23 protein-coding genes and 2 riboswitches are annotated in these 23,209 nt (G+C 28.0%); of the genes, 15 read left to right on the top strand and 8 right to left on the bottom strand.

Features of this window, described 5'->3' with window-relative positions:
* Positions 1-6 precede the first annotated feature (6 nt).
* The 3 genes from HMPREF0202_RS05135 to HMPREF0202_RS05125 all read right to left on the bottom strand — a co-directional run bounded on the left by HMPREF0202_RS05135 (position 7) and on the right by HMPREF0202_RS05125 (position 2,018).
* Positions 7-564, bottom strand: coding sequence for a flavin reductase family protein (locus tag HMPREF0202_RS05135; RefSeq protein WP_023052191.1), 558 nt, complete (start codon positions 562-564; stop codon positions 7-9).
* Positions 565-632: 68 nt separating this feature from the next.
* Positions 633-1,169: a hypothetical protein gene (locus tag HMPREF0202_RS05130; RefSeq protein ID WP_023052190.1), complete on the bottom strand. Its 537-nt coding sequence runs from the start codon at positions 1,167-1,169 to the stop codon at positions 633-635.
* Between the two features lie 12 nt (positions 1,170-1,181).
* Complete coding sequence (locus HMPREF0202_RS05125) at positions 1,182-2,018, bottom strand: MurR/RpiR family transcriptional regulator (protein ID WP_023052189.1); 837 nt, start codon at positions 2,016-2,018, stop codon at positions 1,182-1,184.
* A 206-nt stretch (positions 2,019-2,224) separates the two neighbouring features.
* On the opposite strand from HMPREF0202_RS05125, the gene HMPREF0202_RS05120 reads away from it, so the two are divergent.
* From HMPREF0202_RS05120 to HMPREF0202_RS14675, 4 genes are all read left to right on the top strand, one after another.
* On the top strand, positions 2,225-3,634 hold the full coding sequence (locus tag HMPREF0202_RS05120; RefSeq protein ID WP_023052188.1) for a YfcC family protein: 1,410 nt from the start codon (positions 2,225-2,227) through the stop codon (positions 3,632-3,634).
* Between the two features lie 15 nt (positions 3,635-3,649).
* A complete protein-coding gene (locus HMPREF0202_RS05115) occupies positions 3,650-4,825 on the top strand; it encodes a M20 family metallopeptidase (protein ID WP_023052187.1) in 1,176 nt (391 codons plus the stop codon).
* 65 nt (positions 4,826-4,890) lie between these two features.
* Entirely contained in the window at positions 4,891-5,403 is a 513-nt protein-coding gene (locus HMPREF0202_RS05110; protein ID WP_023052186.1) for a flavodoxin domain-containing protein, read from the top strand.
* A complete protein-coding gene (locus tag HMPREF0202_RS14675) occupies positions 5,393-5,749 on the top strand; it encodes a DUF309 domain-containing protein (protein ID WP_023052185.1) in 357 nt (118 codons plus the stop codon). The genes HMPREF0202_RS05110 and HMPREF0202_RS14675 overlap by 11 nt, the downstream gene beginning before the upstream one ends.
* A gap of 33 nt (positions 5,750-5,782) precedes the next feature.
* Here HMPREF0202_RS14675 and HMPREF0202_RS05100 read toward each other — a convergent pair whose 3' ends face one another.
* Complete coding sequence (locus tag HMPREF0202_RS05100; RefSeq protein WP_023052184.1) at positions 5,783-6,811, bottom strand: hypothetical protein; 1,029 nt, start codon at positions 6,809-6,811, stop codon at positions 5,783-5,785.
* 117 nt (positions 6,812-6,928) lie between these two features.
* A riboswitch (purine riboswitch) is annotated at positions 6,929-7,029 on the top strand.
* Between the two features lie 100 nt (positions 7,030-7,129).
* On the opposite strand from HMPREF0202_RS05100, the gene HMPREF0202_RS05095 reads away from it, so the two are divergent.
* From HMPREF0202_RS05095 to HMPREF0202_RS05075, 5 genes are all read left to right on the top strand, one after another.
* Positions 7,130-8,500 (top strand): amidohydrolase, encoded by a 1,371-nt coding sequence (locus tag HMPREF0202_RS05095; RefSeq protein WP_023052183.1) that lies wholly within the window; start codon positions 7,130-7,132, stop codon positions 8,498-8,500.
* Positions 8,501-8,515: 15 nt separating this feature from the next.
* Positions 8,516-9,841, top strand: coding sequence for an NCS2 family permease (locus tag HMPREF0202_RS05090; protein ID WP_390621384.1), 1,326 nt, complete (start codon positions 8,516-8,518; stop codon positions 9,839-9,841).
* 104 nt (positions 9,842-9,945) lie between these two features.
* The gene (locus tag HMPREF0202_RS05085; protein WP_040406450.1) at positions 9,946-10,506 is read left to right on the top strand and encodes a manganese efflux pump MntP; all 561 of its coding nucleotides are present in this window, start codon (positions 9,946-9,948) and stop codon (positions 10,504-10,506) included.
* Between the two features lie 9 nt (positions 10,507-10,515).
* The gene (locus HMPREF0202_RS05080; protein ID WP_023052180.1) at positions 10,516-11,487 is read left to right on the top strand and encodes a metallophosphoesterase; all 972 of its coding nucleotides are present in this window, start codon (positions 10,516-10,518) and stop codon (positions 11,485-11,487) included.
* A gap of 119 nt (positions 11,488-11,606) precedes the next feature.
* On the top strand, positions 11,607-12,542 hold the full coding sequence (locus tag HMPREF0202_RS05075; RefSeq protein ID WP_023052179.1) for an NAD(P)/FAD-dependent oxidoreductase: 936 nt from the start codon (positions 11,607-11,609) through the stop codon (positions 12,540-12,542).
* A gap of 28 nt (positions 12,543-12,570) precedes the next feature.
* Here the strand turns inward: HMPREF0202_RS05075 and HMPREF0202_RS15055 are convergent, their stop codons facing one another.
* Positions 12,571-12,732 (bottom strand): hypothetical protein, encoded by a 162-nt coding sequence (locus HMPREF0202_RS15055; RefSeq protein WP_023052178.1) that lies wholly within the window; start codon positions 12,730-12,732, stop codon positions 12,571-12,573.
* Between the two features lie 115 nt (positions 12,733-12,847).
* Here HMPREF0202_RS15055 and HMPREF0202_RS05070 point away from each other — a divergent pair, with 115 nt between their 5' ends.
* Entirely contained in the window at positions 12,848-13,825 is a 978-nt protein-coding gene (locus HMPREF0202_RS05070) for an MBL fold metallo-hydrolase (protein WP_023052177.1), read from the top strand.
* A 30-nt stretch (positions 13,826-13,855) separates the two neighbouring features.
* Here HMPREF0202_RS05070 and HMPREF0202_RS05065 read toward each other — a convergent pair whose 3' ends face one another.
* Entirely contained in the window at positions 13,856-14,974 is a 1,119-nt protein-coding gene (locus HMPREF0202_RS05065) for an SLC13 family permease (RefSeq protein ID WP_023052176.1), read from the bottom strand.
* A gap of 340 nt (positions 14,975-15,314) precedes the next feature.
* Here HMPREF0202_RS05065 and HMPREF0202_RS05060 point away from each other — a divergent pair, with 340 nt between their 5' ends.
* The 5 genes from HMPREF0202_RS05060 (at position 15,315) to HMPREF0202_RS05040 (ending at position 20,925) form a co-directional block, all read left to right on the top strand.
* Positions 15,315-16,028: a basic amino acid ABC transporter substrate-binding protein gene (locus HMPREF0202_RS05060; protein ID WP_023052175.1), complete on the top strand. Its 714-nt coding sequence runs from the start codon at positions 15,315-15,317 to the stop codon at positions 16,026-16,028.
* 10 nt (positions 16,029-16,038) lie between these two features.
* Complete coding sequence (locus HMPREF0202_RS05055; protein ID WP_023052174.1) at positions 16,039-17,241, top strand: argininosuccinate synthase; 1,203 nt, start codon at positions 16,039-16,041, stop codon at positions 17,239-17,241.
* A gap of 37 nt (positions 17,242-17,278) precedes the next feature.
* Positions 17,279-17,453, top strand: a riboswitch (Lysine riboswitch).
* Positions 17,454-17,550: 97 nt separating this feature from the next.
* Positions 17,551-18,753 (top strand): aspartate kinase, encoded by a 1,203-nt coding sequence (locus HMPREF0202_RS05050; RefSeq protein ID WP_023052173.1) that lies wholly within the window; start codon positions 17,551-17,553, stop codon positions 18,751-18,753.
* A 13-nt stretch (positions 18,754-18,766) separates the two neighbouring features.
* Positions 18,767-19,750 carry an aspartate-semialdehyde dehydrogenase gene (locus tag HMPREF0202_RS05045; RefSeq protein ID WP_023052172.1) on the top strand — a complete coding sequence of 328 codons (984 nt, stop codon included), beginning with the start codon at positions 18,767-18,769 and terminating at the stop codon, positions 19,748-19,750.
* Between the two features lie 14 nt (positions 19,751-19,764).
* Positions 19,765-20,925, top strand: coding sequence for a pyridoxal phosphate-dependent aminotransferase (locus HMPREF0202_RS05040; RefSeq protein ID WP_023052171.1), 1,161 nt, complete (start codon positions 19,765-19,767; stop codon positions 20,923-20,925).
* Between the two features lie 16 nt (positions 20,926-20,941).
* On the opposite strand, the gene HMPREF0202_RS05035 is transcribed toward HMPREF0202_RS05040, so the two are convergent.
* Both HMPREF0202_RS05035 and HMPREF0202_RS05030 read right to left on the bottom strand, forming a co-directional pair.
* Entirely contained in the window at positions 20,942-21,589 is a 648-nt protein-coding gene (locus tag HMPREF0202_RS05035; protein WP_023052170.1) for an N-acetylmannosamine-6-phosphate 2-epimerase, read from the bottom strand.
* Between the two features lie 9 nt (positions 21,590-21,598).
* Positions 21,599-23,092: a PTS transporter subunit EIIC gene (locus tag HMPREF0202_RS05030; protein WP_040406447.1), complete on the bottom strand. Its 1,494-nt coding sequence runs from the start codon at positions 23,090-23,092 to the stop codon at positions 21,599-21,601.
* Positions 23,093-23,209: the final 117 nt, after the last annotated feature.

Genomic DNA, 23,209 nt, shown 5'->3' with positions numbered 1-23,209 from the left:
GGCTTTTTATTTTGAAAAATTTTCTCCTAATTTCCAACACTTGCCAACTTTTTCTCCTAATTTATAATAGGATTTAGTAGGCATTTCAAAAAGAATAGGTTTCAAAATATCATAATTAATATTTCCTTCAGAATCAAGAACTTCAGATTTAATATGAGTATGTCTGATTTTTAAAATATATTGATTATGTTCCTTTGTTTCATAATTATCAGTAACTTCACACTCCATAACAACAGGGGAAATATTTATCATAGGAACATTTCTTATTCCTATGGTGTAATCAAAAACATTTGATTTATCGACTTTTCTGCCGCTAACAATTCCAACGAAATCAGCAGCTTCAAGCATATCTTCTGTTACAATATTAACAGAAACAGCAAGCTTATCTTTAATAATTTCATTACTAAAATGATTTTTTTGTATACTTAATAAAATAGAGTCATTTCCAATTATACCAATATGGGCAATATTAATCCAATTGACTTTTTCATATTCATCAATCATACCAACAATAACGGTTGGAGTAGGATATAAAGCGACAATAGGTCCTAAATTTTTCCACATAAAAATCACCTCTTAAAATTAAATTATATAATGAAATACTAAAAAAATAAAAAAATCCTTTTATAATTTTATTTTTGTAATATATCTTTTGGTTTATATGTTTCAAAGAACTCTTTATTAGCGATTCTATATATCTCAGAATAATCAAGAGGAGAAACTAAAAAGTCATCTTTTTTAACAATCATTTTTTCTCCCCATGGAGCTAGAATAAAAAAATCATTATTATTTTTAATTTTAACAACTTTAATTTCACCAATTGGTTTAAAGAAACTCCAAGTTTTATTTTCTTTTTTTAAAAAAGTATATCTTTTTTCAAATTTATCTTTAGTTACAATATATTCCTCTTTAGCATCAGTTGTATTTTTAACAATATAGCTAGGAATTGTAACTTGATTTATTGTTTCTAATCCATCTTTAGTATATGTTTTTATAGTTTCACCTATTTTTCCTTCTCTAGCTAAAATGGGTTTGAATTTTTCAAAAACAATACTACTTGTTAAAGAAGGGATAAGTTGCTCTTTTAATTGTTCCTGAGTTATAAGTAATGAGTTGTTAGCATAAAGTAAATTGCTAAGTAAAAGTCCTGTAAGTATTAATTTTTTCATATATCCTCCAAATTATTTATTTTCATTTAAAAGTTCATTAATATAAGCTAGACGCTTTTTAGAGTCATCATCTAAACTTTTACTCATAGAAGTTAGTATAAATTCTAGTAATGCTTGAGTCGAAATAATTGAATTAAAGTAACTAATACCTCGTATATCTGTAAATACAGTTATATCTCCAGTATTGGCAACAGGTGATGTTGATTTATCAGTAACTATAATAATTTTTGCTTCAGCTTTTTTTGCAATTTCAATTAATAGTGGATAAGTTTTTGAATATTTAGGATGAGCAATTAAAAACAAGCAATCACCCTTTTGAATATCAACTATATTTTTTATAAGTTCAGAATTATTTTGATTATGTGTAATAACATTTTTTAATATAAAACCTAAACGTAGGCCGAAAAATGACGTGGCTCCAGAGACACTTTTAAAACCTATAATATATTTTTTATTAGAGTTAAAAAGTATATCAATTATTTTTGAAATTTTATCATAGGAATTTATATTTATTGTTTCTTCAATGTTTTTAAAGATTGAGTTCGTAAACGTTTCAATTAAATTATTTTTCTTTAAAAGTTCTTCGTTTAAACTTAATTTTTCAGATGGAGTAAGAATTTTATCACTTACTTGTTGCTTTAAACTATCTTTAAATTCTTTAAAGTTATTAAATCCTAGAGATTTAACAAATCTAATCACAGAAGTATCACTTATTTGTAATTCGTTTGCAATATCACTAGATGTTAAAAAATATATTCTATTTTCATTATGGAAAAAGAAATCTGCAATAATAGTTTCAGTTTTTGTTAAACTTTTATTTGCAACTCTTTTTTGTAAAGAATCAATCATAAGAATCTCCTTAAAAAATATTTATAATATAGCTTACCATATTTTTTTAAATATATAAATATGTAAAATCCTGAAAAAAAGACGAAGAAATAGAACATATGGTTCAAAAAAAACTTGACTATAAAAAAATATCGTAGTATATTTATGATTGTAAATAAACATTTTTTGTTTAAAATAATTTTTTAAAAACATTTTTGGAGGGTAAAATGAGTAAAAAAGAAAAAAGTGGAAGTAAAATGAGTTTTCCACATACGTATGTAATTATTTTTGGATTAATTATTTTTGCTGCGTTATTAACTTGGGTTGTTCCAGCAGGACATTTTCCAAGGATAAAGGATGTTGCAACAGGAAAAACTATTATTGTTGCAGATCAATTTGCTTTTATAGAAAATACACCAGTTAGTTTTTTAGATATTCCATTTAAAATTGTAGATGCACTAAATAAATCAAGTAGTATAATATTTTTAGTTTTAATAGTTGGAGGAGCATTTCATGTAATTATAAAAACAGGTATGTTCCAAGCATTAACAGCTAAAGTAACTAAAGTATTTTCGAATAAGGATGAGTTATTAATTCCAGCTTTTACAACAGTGTTTGCAGTAGCATGTATGAGTATGGGAGTTAATACATTTATTGGATTTGCACCAGTTGCAATAATTTTAGCAAGATCTATGGGGTATGATGCAATAGTAGGAATTTCTATGGTAGCTTTAGGAGGAGCAATTGGATTTAGTACAGGAACATTTAATCCTTTTACAACAGGTGTAGCTCAGGCCTTAGCAGGATTACCGATGTTTTCAGGATTAGGTTATAGAATTTTCTGTTTAGTTGTATTTTTAGTTGTAACAAATATTTATATATTAAATTATGCTAAAAAAATAAAGAAAAACCCAGAATTAAGTGTAGTTAGAGATTTAGAAAAATTAGAAAATAACATTGAAAATGGTGAAAATGTTATGCCAGAAATAGAGAACAGACACTATTTAGTATTGGCAATTGTAATTGGATTATTTGGATTATTAATCTACGGTGGAGCAGCATGGCATTGGGGATTAAATCAAAGTGCTGCACTATTTATATGGATGGCTATTCTAGGAGGATTAGCTTATGGATTTTCACCTAGTACAATTGCAAAAGAGTTTGTAAGCGGAGCAAAAGCATTAGTATTTGGTGCTTTAATAATAGGAATAGCAAGAACAATCTCTATAATATTAGATGATGGTAAAATTTTAGATACAGCTGTTTATTATTTAGGGAATATGTTGGCATCTTTACCACACGTATTACAGTCTATTGGAATGTTCTTAATGCAATTATTTATAAATGGTTTAGTTACTTCAGGAAGTGGACAAGCAGCTGTAACAATGCCAATAATGTTACCAGTAGCAGACATGATAGGAATGACAAGACAAACAGCCGTTTTAGCATTTAATTTCGGTGATGGATTTAGTAATTATGTTCTTCCAACATCGTCAGCATTGATGGGATTCTTAGCAATAGCTAATGTATCTTATGAAGATTGGATGAAATATATGGGAAAATTATTTTTAATATGGATAGTAACAGGATCAATACTTATAATAATCGCAAATTGGATAGGATATGGTCCATTTTAATTAAAGGAGAAAGTTATGAAGCAAGAGATTTTACAAAATGTTGAGGAGTTAAAAAGTAGTTTAATTGATTTAGGGGATTTTATTTTTGATAATCCAGAAATTGGACTAGAAGAATACAAAAGCTCAAAAAAGATAATTGATATTTTAAGAATGAATGATTTTAAAATAGAAACTGGAATAGGTGGATTTGAAACAGCTTTTAGAGCAGTTTATGAAGTTGGACAAAATGGACCATCTATTGGTTTATTATGTGAGTATGATGCTTTAGAGGGAATGGGACACGCGTGTGCTCATCATATGCAAGGACCAAGTATAGTTGGAGCTGCTTTAAGTATAAAAAATCAATTAAAAGATAAAAATTATAAAATTGTAGTTTATGGGACACCAGCCGAAGAGACACTAGGTGCAAAAGTAAAAATGTTAGAAAATGGTTGTTTTAATGATATAGATGTTGCTTTAATGATGCATGGTGCTCCAGATACAACAACAGATGTAAAATCACTAGCGCTTTCAAATTTTACAGTTAAATTTCATGGAGTTAGGTCTCATGCAGCTTTAGCTCCAGAAAAAGGTAGAAGTGCTTTAGATGGATTAATCCTTTTATTTCAAGGGATTGAATTTTTGAGAGAGCATGTAAGAGAAGATGTAAAAATGCATTATACAATAACAAATGCAGGAGGGCCTGCAAATGTTGTTCCTAAATATGCAGAAGCAAAGTTTAGTATAAGATCTTATGATAGAGCTTATTTAAATCATGTTATTGAAAGGTTCAAAAAAGTGGTACAAGGTGCATCTCTTATGACGGAAACTGATTATGAGATTATAGAAACAAAAAGGTTAAATAATAAAATCCCTGTTTTGAAGCTTAATCAAATCCTTATGGATAATGCCGAATTGGTTAATGCTCCTAGATTATCTCCCCCTAGAGAGAAAACAGGTTCTACAGATTTTGGAAACGTAATGTATCATGTGCCTGGATCTTGTATAAGAGTAGCCTTTGTACCTCAAGGAACCTCATCTCATTCAGATGAATTTTTGTGTGCAGGAAAAAGTGAAGAAGCTCATAATGCTATAATATTAGGAGCAAAAATTTTAGCTGGAACTGCATATGATTTAATCACTAATAAGGAATTATTTAATGAAGTTCTAAATGAGTTTAAAGTAAATAAAGAAAAAAGTGAAAAAATTTAAATTAAACTATTGAAAAATCACATTTAAAATACTATACTTATGAGGTGTAGATGGAGGTGTGATAAATGAAGATAGGTGTATTTTATAGTAGTGCTAGAGGAAAGAGTGAGTTTACAGCTACTTTGATAAAAGATTTATTAAAAGAAAATTGTGATATATACAAGATAGCAGATACAGAGATTATTGAAAATTTAAAAAAATATAAAGCTTTAATTTTTATAGTTCCAACTTATGGTTTTGGAGAACCCCATGAAGATTGGAAAGATGGAATTGAGGTTATTTCAAAAGTTAATTTTGAAAATAAATCAGTTGGAATTATAGGAAGAGGAAATCAAGGATTTTATGCAGCTACTTTTGTTAATGGAATGAAACCAGTATATGATGCCTTGGTTAAAAAAAATGCCAATATAGTTGGATTTACAGAAGTTGAAGAGTATGATTTTGTAAAAAGTAGCGCAATTGTTGATGGAAAATTTGTGGGCTTACCTTTAGATGAAATATTTATGCTTCAAGAAATAAAAAGTAAATTGGAAGCATGGATAACAAATAATTTTGGTGAAATATTAAATGAAAAATAAAGAAAAATATAGGGAGTTTATGGATACTTTTCAAATTCAAAGAGATTTTTTTAAATGTCATGAAATCCTAGAAGAAATTTGGATAGAAGAAACCAAATGTGAGACAAGAAAACATGTATCAATAAATCTCTTGTTAATAGCTGTGGGTTTATATCACTGGAGAAATAAAAATTATAAAGGTGCGATTCAAGTCTTGGAGAATTCGTTAAATAACTATGATGAAGTATCTAAAGATATAGAGAGATTAAATATAGATTCTAAATATTTAAAACAAAAAGTTTTAGGGGCTATAGAAAGTTTAAAAATAAAAAAAGAGTATGAGGAGATTTATCTTCCAATATATTAGTAAAAAAGAAAAACCAGAGAAATCTGGTTTTTTTTAATTGATATTTATTAAATTATCTAAATCATAACGAATAATATTTGAGAATTTATCTTCTAAAATATTTTTTAAGATATCTCTTTCGTCATCGTAAAAAGTAGAATTATTATATTCTCTCATTTTAAGAGTATAGTTTTCACTAAATTCAAAATATTTAGTATGTGGAGCTGAATTTTGACTGTAAATTTTATAATAACCACTAATAGTAATTTTTTTTCGAACAATAAAAAGCTTTTCTTTTTCTTTGATTTCCTCTTTTGTTTCTAGAGTTCTTGTGTACACATTAGAAAAATTAAAATCTATAAAATAATTTTTAAAATTAGGTTTTAAAAAAGAGTTAAAACCTCTAAAAATTATGTAATTACCAAGGTTTCTATTTATATTCATGTCAGAGGCATACATCAAAGAATTTGTAAGAAGATAATCAAGCTGAGAAAATCCTCTAAAAGATGATCCTACATAAAGATTTATAGTTACATCATTTTCTAAATTTGAAATAGTACTATTAATAATATAACTATTTATATATTTATTCATTTTTTTATAAAAATTTATATTTTGAATTTTTTGATTACGACTTATGTAGAGCTTTTCATCTTTTAAAACAAAGTCTTCAAAAATTTTAGTAATTTTAACTTTGGAATTATTAAAATCATTATAATCAATCTTTATAGTAGGAAATTTAGTATGTATCTTTTTAAACTCTTCAATAGTTAGAAGATATAAGTTAAGTGCGTTTATATCTTGTTTAGTAAAATATTTATTTTTTAAAATATTGTTTTTTGTATTTGTTATTTCAAAATATTGTTTTTGATACTGAGATATTCCAACTTGAGATTCAGAAGAATAGTCTAATCCAGATATAAGTTCTAAGGTTCCATCCGTTGTCGTTCCTCTAGAGTTATATATATTTATAGCATTAGAAATTTTATTATTACCAATAGATGTCATTATAGCACTACAGCCTAAAAGAAAACTTAAAATAAAACTGATACCAATATATTTAGTATAAGATAAATTTCTCATAAAAATCTCCTTTATTTTTAATATAAAAATGTATTTAGATTATAACATATATAAAACAAAAAAAATAATAGATAATTTTTCACAAGAATATTGAAGTTTAAATACAAATATGGTATTATTAAAATAAAAAAGTTTACTCATATATTTTGGTAATATGGTCCAAAAGTTTCTACGTCCTAACCTTAAATCAGGACGCTATGGGAAGAGCTTATACTATAATTTTTTAAAATATGTTAAATATTTTAAATTTAATTTTAAGTGTAAATTCTATCCCAGATAGAGTTTACACTTTTTTTATTTAAAAAATGGAGGTTTTTTGTGAAACAAATCTTAATAAAAAATGCATATGTAGTATCAATGAATGAGAAAAGAGAGATATATAATAATGGTTCAATTTTAATTGAAAACGATTTAATAAAGGCAATTGGAAAAGTTGATGAAAAATCAATTATAGATACTGCAGAAATTATAGATGCAAAAGGGAAAATTGTATTACCAGGTTTAATAAATACACATGTTCATCTATCTCAGCAACTAGGAAGAGGAATAGCTGATGATGTAGATCTTTTAACTTGGCTAAGAGAAAGAGTTTGGCCTTATGAGAGTAACTTTGATTATGAAAGTTCATTAATCTCTTCAACTGCTTGTTGTGTAGAAATGATAAAATCTGGAGTCACAACATTTTTAGAAGCAGGAGGTCAGTATGTAGAAGCAATGGCTGAGGCGGTAAAAAATACAGGAATAAGAGCAGCTTTATCAAAATCAGTTATGGATGAAGGGATTGGATTACCTACAAATTGGATAAAAACAGCGGATGAAGAGATTCAAGTACAAAAAGAACTATTTGATAAATATAATAATACAGCAGATGGAAGAATAAAAATTTGGTTTGGTTTAAGAACTATTTTTAATAACTCAGATGATTTAATAATTAAAACTAAAAAAATAGCAGATGAATTGAATACAGGAATTCATATGCATATAGCTGAAATAGCAGCAGAAAATGATTATGTGAAAACAAATAGAGGAAATTCAACTGTTGAACATCTTCATAAGTTAGGGGCATTAGGACCAAATTTATTAGCTGTTCACACAGTGTGGTTAACAGATAGAGAGATAGATTTATTTAGATTATATGATGTAAAGGTATCACATAATCCAGCAGCGGCAATGAAAGTTGTATTAGGATTTGCAAGAATACCAGAAATGCTTGAAAAAGGGCTAAGCGTATCTATTGGAACAGATGGTGCACCTTCAAACAATAGAATGGATATGATGAGAGAGATGTATTTAACTTCTTTAATTCATAAAGGAAGAACATTAAATCCAAAAGTTGTACCAGCAGAACAAGTATTAGAAATGGCTACTATAAATGGAGCTAAGTGCGCGTTATTAGAAAGAGAAATAGGAAGTCTAGAAGTAGGTAAAAAAGCAGATTTAATAATTTTAAATCCAAATACAATTCATTCTTTACCACTTCATGATCCAATAGCTAATATTGTTTATACAATGTCAAGTGAAAATGTTGAATCAACAATGTGTAATGGAAAATGGTTAATGAAAAATAGAGAAATTTTAGTTTTAAACGAGAGTAATTTAATAGAGCAAGTGAAAATAAAATCTGAGGAGATAAAAACTAAGGCAAAAATAGTTTTACCAAACAGATTTCCTGTAATAGATATAATATAGTTGGAGGATTGTAAAGTGGAAAAAATAGTAACAAAAAGAAATATTTCATTAGATATATTAGAAAAAGTTTTTAAAATTGAAGAAAGAGGAAGTTCAATAAAAACAGAAGTTTTAGGTGGTCTTACAACATTTTTAACAATGGCATATATAGTTTTCGTAAATCCTGCAATTCTTTCTGCAGCTGGGATGGATAAAGGTGCTCTTATAACAGTAACTTGTTTAGCAACAGCTATTGGAACAGGAATTGCTGCTTTATGGGCAAATGCTCCCTTTGCTTTAGCACCAGGTATGGGGTTAAATGCATTTTTCACTTATACATTAGTTTTAGGACAAGGAGTTTCTTGGGAAGACGCATTGGGTGTTGTATTCATATCAGGACTATTCTTTTTAATTATGACATTAGGTGGAATAAGAGAAAAAATAGCTAATGCTATTCCTAGTGTAGTTTCTACAGCAGCAACTTCAGGAATTGGGTTATTTATAGCTTTTATAGGTTTAAAAAACATGGGAATAATAGTTGCAAATGAGGCTACATTTGTAGGTTTAGGAGATTTTTCAATACCAACTGTATTAGGGATCTTAGGATTAGCAATTATGGCTATTTGTGAAATAAAAAAGGTAAGAGGCGGTATTTTAATAAGTATTGCAGCAACAACAGTTATAGGGATGTTTTTTGGAATCGTTGATATACCAAAAGCAATTATTTCAATGCCACCATCAATAAGTCCAATTTTTATGAAAATAAATATATTAGGGGCTTTAAAAATATCTTTAATAGGTTCAATATTTTCATTTATGTTTATAGATCTATTTGATTCCCTTGGATTTATGATGGCTTGTTACAAAAATATGGGATTAGTACAAGGGGATGAAGGTGCTAAAGGTTTAAAGAGGATGCTACAAGTTGATGTATCATCAACATTAATTGGAGCAGTTTTAGGGACGAGTACAGTAACTTCATTTGCAGAATCAGCAGCAGGAATATCTGCTGGAGCTAGAACAGGTTTAGCCTCTTTAGTAACAAGTGGATTATTTTTATTAGCTTTATTATTTACACCATTAGTTGGAATAGTACCAGGATATGCATCAGCTCCAGCGTTAGTATTGGTGGGAGTATTTATGTTTAAATCTATTGGAAATATAGATTTTACAGATATGAAACTAGCAATCCCTGCTTTTATAACAATTGTAATGATGCCTTTAACTTATAGCATTAGTATAGGTTTAAGTTTTGGATTTGTTGCATATATAATAACTCATATTGCAGCAGGAGAGATAAAAAAAATAAATGTAGCTTTATGGATAATAGGTGGATTATCAATTTTAAATTTAATAGTATAAATTTATGAAGAGAGGGAACTCTCTTCTTTTTTTATTAAATAAATTGAGAAAAATCAAAAGAAAATGTATAATATAAAAATTGAAAAAATTTATTGGAGGAAATGATGGATATATTATCACTTGTATTAATTTCTATAGGATTGGCTATGGATGCCTTTGCTGTATCACTAACTGAAGGATTAGCAATGAAAAAATTAAGAAAAAGAAATATTTTAAAAATCGCACTTGTATTTGGAGGATTTCAGGCTTTAATGCCGTATATAGGATGGAAGATAGGTGGTGTTTTTGCAGAAAAAATATCACAATATGATTATATAATAACAACAATATTATTATTATTTGTTGGTGGAAAAATGATTTTTGATGGTTGGAAAGAGCAAGAGTGTGAGGAAGAAGGAAAGTGTGATATGGCTTCAAACTTACTTTTATTAGGATTTGCAACAAGTATAGATGCTTTAGCTGTTGGTTTTTCCTTTTCATTAGTTCCAAATTTAAATATATATTACTCTATAGAAATAATAGGAATAATAACTTTCTTAATAGCTTCTTTAGGTGTCTATTTAGGGCATAAAGTAGGGCATTTAATAAGTTATAAAACAGAGTATCTAGGAGGAGGAATATTAGTTTTAATGGGACTTAAAGCTTTTATTAGTCATTTTCTATAAGGAGAAATTATGGAACAATTGTTTTTAATAAACTTTATATTTTTATTGGCAATTTTACCAATTTTTTATATTAGAAGAACTTTTTTTAGGAGAAATATTTTTTTAGGTAGATTTTTAGGAAACTATATTTTTATAGCTCATTATATATTTTTTTTATTAGTAATTTTAGGCGTAGTAAATTACTTTTATCGATTAAGCAAATTGAACATAGTAACTATAGCATTTATAGTACTTCCAATATTTTTTATATATGCGTACTATAATTTTTCAATGGCAAAAGTAATAAAAAGTGAGATAAAATTAGAAAGATATAAAAATGGTAAAAAATTGAGAATAGCGTTTATATCAGATGTACATTTATCAGCTCTAACTAATAAAGAGAATATAGAAAACTCATTAAAAAGAATGAATGAGGAAGAACCGGATATATTATTAATCGGAGGAGATTTAGTTGATTTTAGTTGTAAAGATATAAAAGCAAATTTTACAGCTAGTTTTAGAGAGATTGAACCTAAGTACGGAATGTACGCGATTTTAGGAAATCATGAATATCATGGAGGAATAGAGGAAAATATAAAATATATTGAAAATCTAGGAATAAAAATTTTGAGGGATAGTGTTTTAAAAGTTGAAGGAATAAATATTATTGGAAGAGATGATATAACAAATAAAAAAAGAAAAAAGATAGCATATTTGAAAAAAAAGATAGATACAGATTTACCAACAATTTTATTGGACCACAATCCAAATTCAATAGATGAGGCAATTACAAATAAAATTGATTTAGAGCTTTGTGGACATACTCATAGAGGACAATTTTTTCCTTATAACTTAATAGTGAAAAAGATGTATAAAAATTATCACGGATATAAAGTATTTGGAATAACTCATACAATAGTGAGTGCAGGATTTAGTTCTTGGTTAATACCATACAGAGTAAATAGTACTAGTGAAATAAATATTATCGATTTATATTATTAAATGTATGGTTTTTTAAACCATACAAATTTTTTTAAAAAAGTTGACTCATGATTCAAAATGTGATATAAATAACTTAAGAAAGATATTTTTACAAAACAGATTAAAAGGAAGTGTTGAAAATGACAAATGAAACAAAAAATTTCTATGATGCAATTATAATTGGAGGAGGACCTGCTGGAGTAAGTGCTGCAGTATATATTGCAAGTCGTGGATATAAACCTGTAATTTTAGAAAAAGAAGAAATTGGTGGAACAGTAGGTAAAGTTTCTTCAGTGACACACTACTTATCTGTGGATAATTGTGAAACAGGAGATTCTTTTAAAAACAAATTAGAAAGTCAATTAAAAGTTTATAATATAGAGGTATTAAAAGAAGATGTTATAGAAATAGATTTAGATAATTTATTAAAAAAAGTATCAACAAAGTCTGGAAATATTTATTTAGGTAAAACAATTATTCTTGCAAATGGAACAACACCAAGAAAATTAGGAATTTCAGGAGAAAATGAATTAAGAGGAAAGGGTGTTTGTTCAAATCCTTGGAAAGAAGGAAAAGAATATGCAGGGAAGGATATATTTGTAGTTGGTGGCGCAGATGGAGCTATAAAGGAAGCTATTTATTTAGCTCAATTTGCAAAAGAGTTATCAATTATTCATTTTGAAGATTCATTGGGAACAATAGCTGAATTTAAAAATAAATTAGAAAAACTAGAAAATGTAAAATTATATTTACATTCAAGATTAACAAAAATAAATGGTAAAGAAAAAATTGAAAGTTTAGAAATTACTGATGAGAAGACAAAAGAAGTAAAAGAGATAAAATGTGGAGGAGCAGGAGTGTTTGTTTATGCTGGTGCAACTCCTAATACAGAAAAATATAATAAATTAGAATTAGAAAATGGATTTATAAAAGTAAATTCTCAAATGAAAACAAATATAGATGGAGTATTTGCAGCAGGAGATATTTGTTGTAAAGATATAAGACAAGTTGCAACAGCTGTTTCAGATGGAACAATAGCAGGAATAAATGCAGCTAATTATTTGAAGACAGTATAAATGAAAAAGAGGACAGAAGTCCTCTTTTTTAATCGTTTTTCTCTTGATCTTCTTCGCCTCTGACTTCACTTGCTTCAGCTTCAACATTTGGATCTAATATATCTGGAGCAGGAGGAGTTTCTTTTTTTTCAGTAGAGCACACACATGTTTTAGGAAGTTCAACTTTAGGTTTGTTACAACATTTTGACATAAAAATCACCTCTTTAATTTCTTTAACATATTCTTCTTATTAGGTTTAAAATTTCCTTTAATAATGTTAAAATAAATTTATAATATTTTTATTAATAATATTTTGGAGGGATTTAGTGAAAAAATTATTATCAACAATTTTTTTTATTTCATCATTAGTATCTTATGCTGAAGGGTTTCAAATTATTACTTTGGGAAGTGACGGTGGAGTAATGGACGGAAGTATTTCTGGATATCTTATAAGAGATAAAAATGATGAAAATTTTATAGCTTTAGATGCAGGAACAGTACTTCCTGGAATAAAAAGTGGATTAGAAAAAGAGAGTTTTAAGAATATAACTATACCTCAAGATACAGAGTGGAGTGATATTGGATATATTTTTAGAGAGAAAATAAAAGGATATCTGATATCTCATGGACATTTAGATCATATATCAGGGTTAGTAATATCATCAACAGAAGACACTGCAAAGGATATTTATGGATTGAATAGTACAATTGAAACTTTAAAAAACAATGTATTTAATTGGAAACTTTGGCCAAATTTTTCAAATGAAGGTGAGGGATTTAAATTAAATCAGTATAAATATCAGGTATTAGAACCAAATAAAATTAAAGATCTAAATGGTACAAATTTAAAGGTTACTGCATTTCCATTAAGTCATAGCAATTATGAATCAACAATGTTTTTATTGGAAAATAACGATGAATATATAGTATATTATGGAGATGTAGGACCGGATAAAGTGGAAAAAAGTAATGGGTTAGAGGAGAGTTTTAAAGTTTTAGGACCTTTGATAAAAGATAAAAAACTGAAAGCGATAATGATAGAATCATCCTTTGATAACTCTAAAGATGATAAAGGTCTATTTGGGCATCTATCACCAAGATGGATAAATGAAGAGTTTAAGGTTTTAGAAAAATATTCAGGTAAGGGGACATTAAAGGGATTAAATGTGGTTATAACTCATATAAAGCCTAGTTTAAAAAAGAGCGAGAATACGAGAGAGAATATAAGAAAAGAACTATTAAATAATAATATACATGGTGTCAAATATTATTTTCCAACTCAAGGAGAATCATTAGAATTTTAAAAAAACTAGCCTTAAGGCTAGTTTTTTTATTTAAATAAAGAATGCAAATAAGCTTCCCATAAGAATTAAAATAGAAAAATTTAAAATAGAAAAAAGAATAAAAAACTTTCTTTTTTCTTCTGGAAATTCACTAATATAAAGTTTATATGAAATTAAACTAGCTAAAGAAGCAATCAAAGTTCCAAGACCACCGATATTAACTCCTAGTAAAAGAGGTTGCCATTTAGTTGTAAATTCAGATATTAAAATTGCAGCAGGAACATTACTTATAAATTGACTTAGAATAATCCCTGTGAAATAAACTTGCGTTGATTCAGATAATAAATTAAACATCCAGGATCTTATTAATTCAATATTTGATAAGTTTCCAACAAAAATGAAAAAGCTAATAAAAGTAGCTAAAAGAATCCAATCTATTTTTTGAAAAATATTTTCTTTTTTATAAGTTAAATACCCAATATTAAAAATTGTGATATAAATAATTGGAAGTTTAAAGAATATACTTAACAAAACGGAGATAAATATAGCTGTTGAAACAAAAACATTGATATTTTTTTTAAATATAGGAGTTTCAAGTTCAAAAATTAACTCCTCTTTAGGAGTAAAAAAATTAACAAGTAATAAAATAACAAGGCCAATGGTAGATATACCAAAAGTAATTTTAAAAAATTCAATTGGAGCTGGAGCAAATTTAGAATATAAATAGATATTTTGAGGACTCCCCATAGGCGTTAGTGCACTTCCTAAGTTGGCTGCAATAGTTTCTAAAATAACTATTTTTAAAGTTGAAAAATTAGATTTCTTTCCAATTATAATAGTTAATGGAATAAAAGTTATAAGAGCAACATCATTAGTTAGAAACATGCTAAAGAAAAAAACCAAAATAATTAATGCAGCACATATAATTCTTTGACTATTATATTTTTTTAAAAAGTTAATAGCTATAAAATCCAAAACATTTTCTTTTTTATAAAGTTCTACTACAACCATTAGGTTAAAAAGAATCATTAATACATGTGTATCAATATATGAAAACTTAGGAAGAATAATAAAACTTGTGATAATAGCAAAAAAAGTTGCTATTAAAAAAAGAGATTCTGATTTTAATTTACTAAAAAGATTAATAAGTAAGAATTTGTTTAAGTTCATAAAATACCTCTATTTTCTTTTATTTTAGTATTATTATAGTATTTTTAAAAAAATTCAGCAATTTATTTTATAAAATTTGAAAAAAAGTTTGACAATAAGGGATTAAATTTGCTATTATCATTTCAAATAAAAAAATAGGAGGAAATAAAATGACTATGAGAAGAGTTTTAAGGACACACAATAACTATAACAAAAAAATAGAATTTTTGTGTGCCAAGAAAGCAATCTCAGGTATTTTATTATAGTTTAATTTTTTTATTATTCTATAGATTTATATTATTTGAGCCAGTGTTTTAAAGCACTGGCTTTTTTTATACAAAAAAATATTTAGGAGGATATTATGAAAAAAATATTAGGAATTTTATTATTTATTTTAATGGGAGCAATTGTATTATCAAAAGAAGTTTTATATGTTGGAACAAATGCTGAGTTTGCACCTTTTGAGTATATGGAAAATGGGGAGATTATAGGATTTGATATTGATTTAATAAATAAAATTGGTGAAAAAATTGGAAAAGAGATAAAAATAAAGAATATAGCTTTTGATGGATTATTACCAGCACTTCAAACAAATAAAATAGATTTAATAATTGCAGGAATGACAGTAACAAAAGAAAGAGAGAAGTTTGTAAATTTTTCAAATGATTACTTTGTAGCTAATCAAGTTATTATAGTTCCAGAAAATGAAGGTACTATAATAAATATGGATTCATTAAAAAATAAAAAAGTAGGAGTGGTACTTGGATACACAGGGGACTTAATAATATCTAAAATTCAAGGAGTTAACAAAGTTCAGTACAATTCAGCACCATCTTCTATTATGGCTTTAAAAGGTGGAAATATTGATGCAATGATATTAGATTCAGCTCCAGCTCAAAGTTATGTGGCAAAAAATAAAGGTTTAAAAATAATAGAAATAGATAGTGAAGTTGAAAAATATGCAATAGCAGCAGAAAAAAATAATGAAAATCTTATTAAAAAAGTAAATAAAGCTTTGGAAGAGATAAAAGCAGAGGGTATTTATGATGAATTAATAATAAAACATTTTAATTAGGAGGAGAGAGATGAAGGAAAAGGTTATTTTAGCATATTCAGGAGGATTAGATACATCAGTTATAATTCCGTGGCTGAAGGAGAATTATGATTATGATGTTATTGCAGTGGCAGTAAACGTAGGACAAACAGAGGATTTTAAAGCAATTGAAGAAAAAGCATATTTAACAGGTGCAAGTAAATTTTATTTGGTAGATAAAGTTCATGAATTTGTAGAAGAATATATATTTCCAACATTAAAAGCAGGTGCTATTTATGAAAATAAATATTTGCTAGGAACATCAATGGCAAGACCAGTTATTGGAAAAGCTTTAGTTGAGGTGGCCCATATAGAAGGGGCGAAATATATAGCTCATGGAGCAACGGGTAAGGGAAATGATCAAGTAAGATTTGAATTAGCTATAAAAGCTTTGGATCCATCTTTGAAAATAATAGCTCCTTGGAGAATTTGGGATATTAAATCAAGAGAGGAAGAGATTGAATATCTAGAAAAAAATGGGATTACACTTCCATTTCATAAAAAATCTCCTTATAGTAGAGATGAGAATTTATTTCATGTAAGTCATGAAGGGTTTGACTTAGAATGTCCTTCAAAAGAGCCTAACTATGAGAATGTTTTACAATGGGTTAAGACTCTAGAAGTAGCAAATGAAAAATCTGAGTACATAAATATTGAATTTGTAAAAGGAGTTCCTGTTGCAATAAATGGAGAAAAAATGAGTGGAGTAGAAATTATAAAACAATTAAATAAAATTGGTGGAAATCATGGGATTGGTGTTTTAGATATGGTTGAAAATAGATTGGTTGGAATGAAATCAAGAGGAGTTTATGAAACTCCAGGAGGAACAATTTTATTTTTTGCTCATGAAGAATTAGAAAGATTGTGTTTAGATAAAGATACGTATCAAGAAAAAATAAAACTATCACATGATTTTTCAAAATTAGTCTATAATGGTCAATGGTTTACAACTTTAAGAAAAGCTATAACAGCTTTTGTAGATGTAACTCAAGAGTTCGTGACGGGGGAAGTAAAGCTAAAATTATATAAAGGAAATATTATTTTAGCAGGAACGACATCTCCATTTACATTATATTCAGAGGAGTATTCAACTTTTGAAAAAGATAGTGTTTATAATCAAAAAGATGCAGAAGGATTTATAAATCTTTTTGGATTACCGATTAAAATAGAAGCACTTTTAAGAAAAAACTTTTGACATTTGAAAAAAAATGTGATATTCTGCCTTAAATTAATATTTTGATAGAGGTTGCAAATTTTATTAGTAAATAAACTGAGATTAGTAGATCAAAGATGTTTGTTAAAAGGAAAATTTGCCGAAGTTTAAGTTTTTCTACTAAAAAATTTAAGCTGGGTACATAAAGAATATTTATGTAACTGTCACCAAATTGGTGTTGTGCTATCGTGGATTATTTTAAGCTAACATAGTTGAAATGAGAGTTTTAAGCGATGGTTATTTTTTTGACTATCGCTTTTTTTATTATTAAAATCATCTAAGGAGGAACTAATGAGAGTAGTAAAAAAATTTGGAGGAAGCTCAGTTGCAACAATAGAAAAAATAAAAGATATAGCTAAAGATATATCTAAAAACTATAAATATGGTGATGAAATTGTAATTGTAGTTTCAGCTATGGGAAAAACAACAGATGAGTTGATAAAATTAGCTAAAGAGATTTCAGAAACTCCAGATGTAAGAGAACTTGATTCATTATTATCAACAGGAGAGCAAAAATCAATCTCTCTTTTAAGTATGGCATTAAAAGAAATTGGATGTAAGGCTATCTCTTTAACTGGTGCTCAAGCAGGGATAAGAACAGGTGGAACACATACTAAAAATAAAATCGAAAGTATAAAAATTGATAGAATAGAAAAACATTTAAAAGATGGAAAAATTGTAATTGTTGCTGGATTTCAAGGAGTAAATGAAGAAGGCGATATAACAACATTGGGAAGAGGTGGATCTGATACGAGTGCTGTTGCCTTAGCTGCAGCATTAAAGTGTGATTGTGAGATATATACAGATGTTACAGGAATATATGGTGTAGACCCTAGAGTTTATAAAAATGCTAAAAAACTTGAAAAAATTTCATACGAGGAGATGATGGAGATGGCAAATTTAGGTGCAGGAGTAATGGAGACTAGAGCAGTTGAAATAGGGAAAAAATATGGCGTTAAGATTTACGTTGGACAAACTTTAGGAGTTGAAACAGGAACATATATATGTGATAATAGTGAAATAATTGAAAAAAAAGCTGTAACAGGAATATCTATAAATAAAAATGTTATAATGGTAAATTTAGAAAACTTTTTAGCAATTCCTAAAAATGTAGCAATCATTTTTAATAATTTAGCTAAGCATAGTGTTAATGTTGATATGATATCACAAAATGAAGTTGAAAACGTTAAGGGAAGTATAGGATTTACTTGTCCTTTGACAGATGAGCACTTTTTAAATAAATCATTAGAGGAGATTGCTAAGGAGATTCCAGATATAGAGGTTACAAAAAGAACAGGAGTTGTAAAAATATCTTTAGTAGGAATAGGAATGATAAGCAATTTTGGCGTAGCAGCAAAAGTTTTTGAAGTATTAGCAGAGATAGATTCAGCATTTTATCAATGCACTACATCAGAAATTTCAATCTCGTTAATTATAAAAGAATCTGATACAATAAAAGTAGTAGAAAAATTAGCAGAAGTATTTTCAATATAATGGAGGGACTAAAATGTATAATATAGCAATAGTAGGAGCAAGCGGATTGGTAGGTGGAACTTTTTTAAAAGTTTTAGAGGAGAGAGATTTGCCAATAAAAAATTTATATCTTTTTGCTTCGGCTCGTTCAGCTGGAAAAGAGGTTATTTTTAAAGGGAAAACTTTAGTGATAGAGGAGCTTACAGAAAATAGTTTTGATAGAGAGATAGATATAGCACTATTTTCAGCTGGAGGAGATATTAGTAAGAAATTTGCTCCGGTTGCAAGTGAAAAAGGTGTAATAGTAGTTGACAATAGTAGTGCTTGGAGAATGGACGAAAATGTTCCACTAGTAGTGCCAGAAGTAAATCCAGAGGATATATTTAAAAATAATGGTATAATAGCTAACCCAAATTGTTCAACGATTCAATCAGTTGTTCCATTAAAAGTAATAGATGAGCTATATGGTATAAAAAGAGTTGTATATTCAACATACCAAGCTGTATCGGGAAGTGGAATAAAAGGAATAGAGGATTTACAAAGAGGATTAAAAGGAGAAGAACCAAAAACATATCCTCATCCAATAGTTAATAATTGTTTACCACATATAGATTCTTTTTTAGAGAATGGATATACTAAAGAGGAAGAAAAAATGATAAATGAAACTCGTAAAATTTTAAATAAAAAAAATCTTCCAATAACTGCAACATGTGTTAGAGTACCAGTTTTAAATGGACATTCTATATCGATAAATGTTGAGTTAGAAAGAGAAGCGAACTTAGAAGAACTAAAAGCAAAATTTAGAGAAACAAAAGGCATTGTGCTTGAAGATGATGTGAAAAATAATAGATACCCATTAGCTACTGAAGCTAATGGAACGGATGAAGTTTATGTGGGGCGTTTAAGAAAAGATTTTAGCATAGAAAAAGGATTAAATTTATGGGTTGTAGCTGATAATATTAGAAAAGGAGCAGCAACAAATGCAGTGCAAATTGCAGAAATTTTAATGAAAAAATAACTAGAGGAGAAAATATGCTAAAAGTAAATCCAAATTTAGATAAAATTGAGATATCTGTTATAAGAAAGATAGCAGAAGCTTGTAGAGAATATGAAGGGGGTGAAAAGCCTCTGATTAATCTAACAATAGGAGAACCAGATTTACCACAACCTAAAATAATAATAGATGAAACTATTGGGTATATGAAAGATGCTAAATTAGGTTATCCACAGTTAGGTGGTATGATTGAGTTAAGAGAAGAGATTGGAAGATACTATAAAGAAAAATATAATTTAAATATAGAACCAGATGAAATAATTATAACTGTCGGCAGTACAGAAGGATTATCAACAGCAATAAAGACTATAATTATGCCAGGAGATGAGGTTCTAACTCCTTTACCTGTTTATCCAGGGTATGAGCCATTAATAACATTAGCTGGAGCTAAGTTAATAAAAATGGATACGTCAAGTGACAATTTTGAATTGACTGTTGATGTTTTAAAAAAATATGTGACTCCTCAGACGAAAGCTATTATTTTAAATTATCCATCAAACCCATCAGGTATAACTATATCTAGAAAAAATAGAGATGAGATATTAAAATTTGTTAAAGAGAATCATTTGTATATAATAAGCGATGAGGTTTATAGTGAAATTATATTTGAAGGTGAACATAATAGCTTTTTACAAGATGGATATAGAGAAAATGTTATTTTAATTAATGGTTTTTCAAAATCACATTCTTTAACTGGTTGGAGAATAGGATATATAATAGCAAGTAAAAAAATGAGAGAGTATTTGGTAAAGGTACATCAATATGCAGTAACATCAGCGAGTATAATTTCTCAAAAAGGAGCACTAATAGCTTTAAAAGAGTGTAAAGATATATCTTCACAAGTTGAAATTTATAAGAAAAGAGCTGAAAGTGTATATAAAAAGTTAAAAGAAAAACAAATATCTGTTATAAAACCAAAAGGAGCAATCTATATTTTTGTATCCTTAGATGGAATTACAAAATTAAACTCTTTAGATTTTGCTAAGAGTCTTTTAGAAGAGGAAAGAGTTGCAGTTGTTCCTGGAATAGCCTTTGGAATGGATAATTATATAAGAATTTCTTTAGTAAAAGATGAAGAAATTTTAAATGAAGCAATAGATAGATTTATTAATTTTGTAAATAAAAAAGATAGAGAATAAACTCTATCTTTTTTTATTAAAACTTAACTTTATTTACTTCATCAGCAAATTTTTTAGTAATAAGTTGAGGTCTAGTGATAGCACCACCAACAACAACAGCATAAGATCCTAATTCCATTGCTAATTTTGATTTCTCTGGAGTGTCAAAATTTCCCTCAGCAATTATAGGAGTTTTACATTTTGATATTAACTCTTTAAGAACATCAAAGTTATTTAAGTCTTTAGACTGTTCAGTGTATCCAACTAAAGTTGTTCCAATATAATCAAAACCTAATTTTTCTGCACGAACTCCCTCTTCAGTAGTAGAGATATCAGCCATAAATTTTTGGTTAGGATATTTAACTTTTAAAGACTTTAAAAGGTTTAAATCAGCATTTATAGTAGCATCAAGAGCAATGACATCAATATTAGTAGCAATAAGTGCTTCTAACTCTTTTTCAGTGGGAGTAATATAAGAAACCATATTCTCATAATCTTTTTTTATGATACCAATGATTGGTAAATCAACTACTTTTTTTATTTCAAGAATATCTTCTACTCCATTGGCTCTAATTCCAACAGCTCCTCCTATTTGAGCAGCAACAGCCATTCTGCCCATTATAAATGAACTGTGTAAAGGTTCGTTTTCTAGTGCTTGACATGATACAATAAGACCTCTTTTCATAAAATCCTCCTAGTTGTTATTTTCTATAATCTCATTTATTTTTTGTTTAATAGGATCAGCCATAGCTCCAAAAATAGCTTGAATTCCACCTTGTACTTCTAAAACCCCAGTTGCACCAAGACTTTTTAATTTAGCTTTGTCAACTTTAGATACATCTTTAACAGATACTCTAAGTCTTGTTATACAAGCATCAACATCATCAATATTTTCTTTTCCACCAAGAGCAGCTAAAACTTCTTTAGATGTTTCAAAAAGAGAATCTTTAGTTACTATTTTAATCTCTTCATCATCTCCCTCTCTACCAGGAGTTGCAATGTTGAAACGCTTAATTAAGAATACAAAAGAAAAATAATATAGAGCAAACCAAATCGCTCCAATTATTAAAACATACATCCAATTAGTCGCTTCATTTCCTTGTAGAACACCAAAAAGAGTAAAGTCTATTAAACCTCCAGAGAATGTATTTCCAATAGATATATTTAATAAATCAGCTACAAGAAAAGATAAACCATCAAAGAATGCATGAACTCCATACAACCAAGGAGCAACAAATAAAAACATAAATTCGATAGGTTCTGTAATTCCTGTGATAAAAGATGTAATTGCAGCACCTAAAAATAATCCACCAACAAGTTTTCTTTTATTTAGAGGTGTGCAATGGTACATAGCTAAACAAGCAGCTGGAAGACCAAACATCATAGTAGCAAAACGTCCAGCAAAAAATCTAGTTCCCTCAGTAAATAGACCAGTATGATTAGGATCAGCTAATTGAGCAAAGAAAATATTCTGAGCTCCAACAATAGTTTTTCCAGCAACTTGAGCAGTTCCACCAAGCTCAGTATACCAGAATAAAGGATAAATCATGTGATGTAATCCAACAGCTCCACTTAGTCTTAAAAGAAAACCATAAAGGAAAGTTCCAAAAATTCCTAAACTAGCAATCGATTTTCCAGCAGATGTTAGCCATCCTTGGAATGTTGGCCATGTTAAGAAAAATATTATACCGATTCCAATTGCTGCAAAAGAAGAAACAATAGGAACAAATCTTGATCCACCAAAGAAACCAAGAACAGCAGGTAGTTTAATATTGCTATATTTATTATGTAGGTAAGCTACTAAAGAACCTATAACAATAGCTCCAACAACACCTGTGTCGATAGAACCTACTTCAGGTTTAAATGCTGTAATTAATCCTTTAATAGAAGCATTCATAACTAAAAAAGCTACAGCACCAGCTAAACCAGCTGTTCCTTTATCTTTTTTAGCTAATCCAATAGCAAGTCCAATACACATAATAAGAGCTAGATTAGCAAAAATAACTTCTCCAGAAGCAGACATAACTTGTAAAATACCTTGTAGAATTGGTATATTTAAGAAAGGATAAGCATTGACAGTGTTTGCGTTTGAAAGAGCTCCTCCAATTCCTAAAAGCAATCCAGCAGCTGGTAAAATAGCTATTGGAAGCATGAATGATTTACCAATTTTTTGTAAATTTTTAAACATAGTAACCTCCTGTTGCATAAAATATTTTCATATAAATATGCATATATGAAAATAATTTTCATTAATTATAGTATGAATATATCACATAAATATTAAAATTACAACAAAAAAACAGCT

The organism is Cetobacterium somerae ATCC BAA-474, assembly GCF_000479045.1.
Lineage (GTDB): Bacteria > Fusobacteriota > Fusobacteriia > Fusobacteriales > Fusobacteriaceae > Cetobacterium_A > Cetobacterium_A somerae.
This window is presented reverse-complemented; position numbering and strand designations above follow the sequence as displayed.

What these genes read in the sequence shown, in the direction of transcription:
- HMPREF0202_RS05075 (WP_023052179.1), top strand. Translation starts at nt 11,607, where the DNA reads ATGACAAATGAAACAAAAAATTTCTATGATGCAATTATAATTGGAGGA.
- HMPREF0202_RS05030 (WP_040406447.1), bottom strand. Translation starts at nt 23,092, where the DNA reads ATGTTTAAAAATTTACAAAAAATTGGTAAATCATTCATGCTTCCAATA.
- HMPREF0202_RS05100 (WP_023052184.1), bottom strand. Translation starts at nt 6,811, where the DNA reads ATGAGAAATTTATCTTATACTAAATATATTGGTATCAGTTTTATTTTA.
- HMPREF0202_RS05125 (WP_023052189.1), bottom strand. Translation starts at nt 2,018, where the DNA reads ATGATTGATTCTTTACAAAAAAGAGTTGCAAATAAAAGTTTAACAAAA.
- HMPREF0202_RS05050 (WP_023052173.1), top strand. Translation starts at nt 17,551, where the DNA reads ATGAGAGTAGTAAAAAAATTTGGAGGAAGCTCAGTTGCAACAATAGAA.
- HMPREF0202_RS05085 (WP_040406450.1), top strand. Translation starts at nt 9,946, where the DNA reads ATGGATATATTATCACTTGTATTAATTTCTATAGGATTGGCTATGGAT.
- HMPREF0202_RS05135 (WP_023052191.1), bottom strand. Translation starts at nt 564, where the DNA reads ATGTGGAAAAATTTAGGACCTATTGTCGCTTTATATCCTACTCCAACC.
- HMPREF0202_RS14675 (WP_023052185.1), top strand. Translation starts at nt 5,393, where the DNA reads ATGAAAAATAAAGAAAAATATAGGGAGTTTATGGATACTTTTCAAATT.
- HMPREF0202_RS05065 (WP_023052176.1), bottom strand. Translation starts at nt 14,974, where the DNA reads ATGAACTTAAACAAATTCTTACTTATTAATCTTTTTAGTAAATTAAAA.
- HMPREF0202_RS05130 (WP_023052190.1), bottom strand. Translation starts at nt 1,169, where the DNA reads ATGAAAAAATTAATACTTACAGGACTTTTACTTAGCAATTTACTTTAT.
- HMPREF0202_RS05035 (WP_023052170.1), bottom strand. Translation starts at nt 21,589, where the DNA reads ATGAAAAGAGGTCTTATTGTATCATGTCAAGCACTAGAAAACGAACCT.
- HMPREF0202_RS05060 (WP_023052175.1), top strand. Translation starts at nt 15,315, where the DNA reads ATGAAAAAAATATTAGGAATTTTATTATTTATTTTAATGGGAGCAATT.
- HMPREF0202_RS15055 (WP_023052178.1), bottom strand. Translation starts at nt 12,732, where the DNA reads ATGTCAAAATGTTGTAACAAACCTAAAGTTGAACTTCCTAAAACATGT.
- HMPREF0202_RS05045 (WP_023052172.1), top strand. Translation starts at nt 18,767, where the DNA reads ATGTATAATATAGCAATAGTAGGAGCAAGCGGATTGGTAGGTGGAACT.
- HMPREF0202_RS05055 (WP_023052174.1), top strand. Translation starts at nt 16,039, where the DNA reads ATGAAGGAAAAGGTTATTTTAGCATATTCAGGAGGATTAGATACATCA.
- HMPREF0202_RS05115 (WP_023052187.1), top strand. Translation starts at nt 3,650, where the DNA reads ATGAAGCAAGAGATTTTACAAAATGTTGAGGAGTTAAAAAGTAGTTTA.
- HMPREF0202_RS05120 (WP_023052188.1), top strand. Translation starts at nt 2,225, where the DNA reads ATGAGTAAAAAAGAAAAAAGTGGAAGTAAAATGAGTTTTCCACATACG.
- HMPREF0202_RS05040 (WP_023052171.1), top strand. Translation starts at nt 19,765, where the DNA reads ATGCTAAAAGTAAATCCAAATTTAGATAAAATTGAGATATCTGTTATA.
- HMPREF0202_RS05110 (WP_023052186.1), top strand. Translation starts at nt 4,891, where the DNA reads ATGAAGATAGGTGTATTTTATAGTAGTGCTAGAGGAAAGAGTGAGTTT.
- HMPREF0202_RS05080 (WP_023052180.1), top strand. Translation starts at nt 10,516, where the DNA reads ATGGAACAATTGTTTTTAATAAACTTTATATTTTTATTGGCAATTTTA.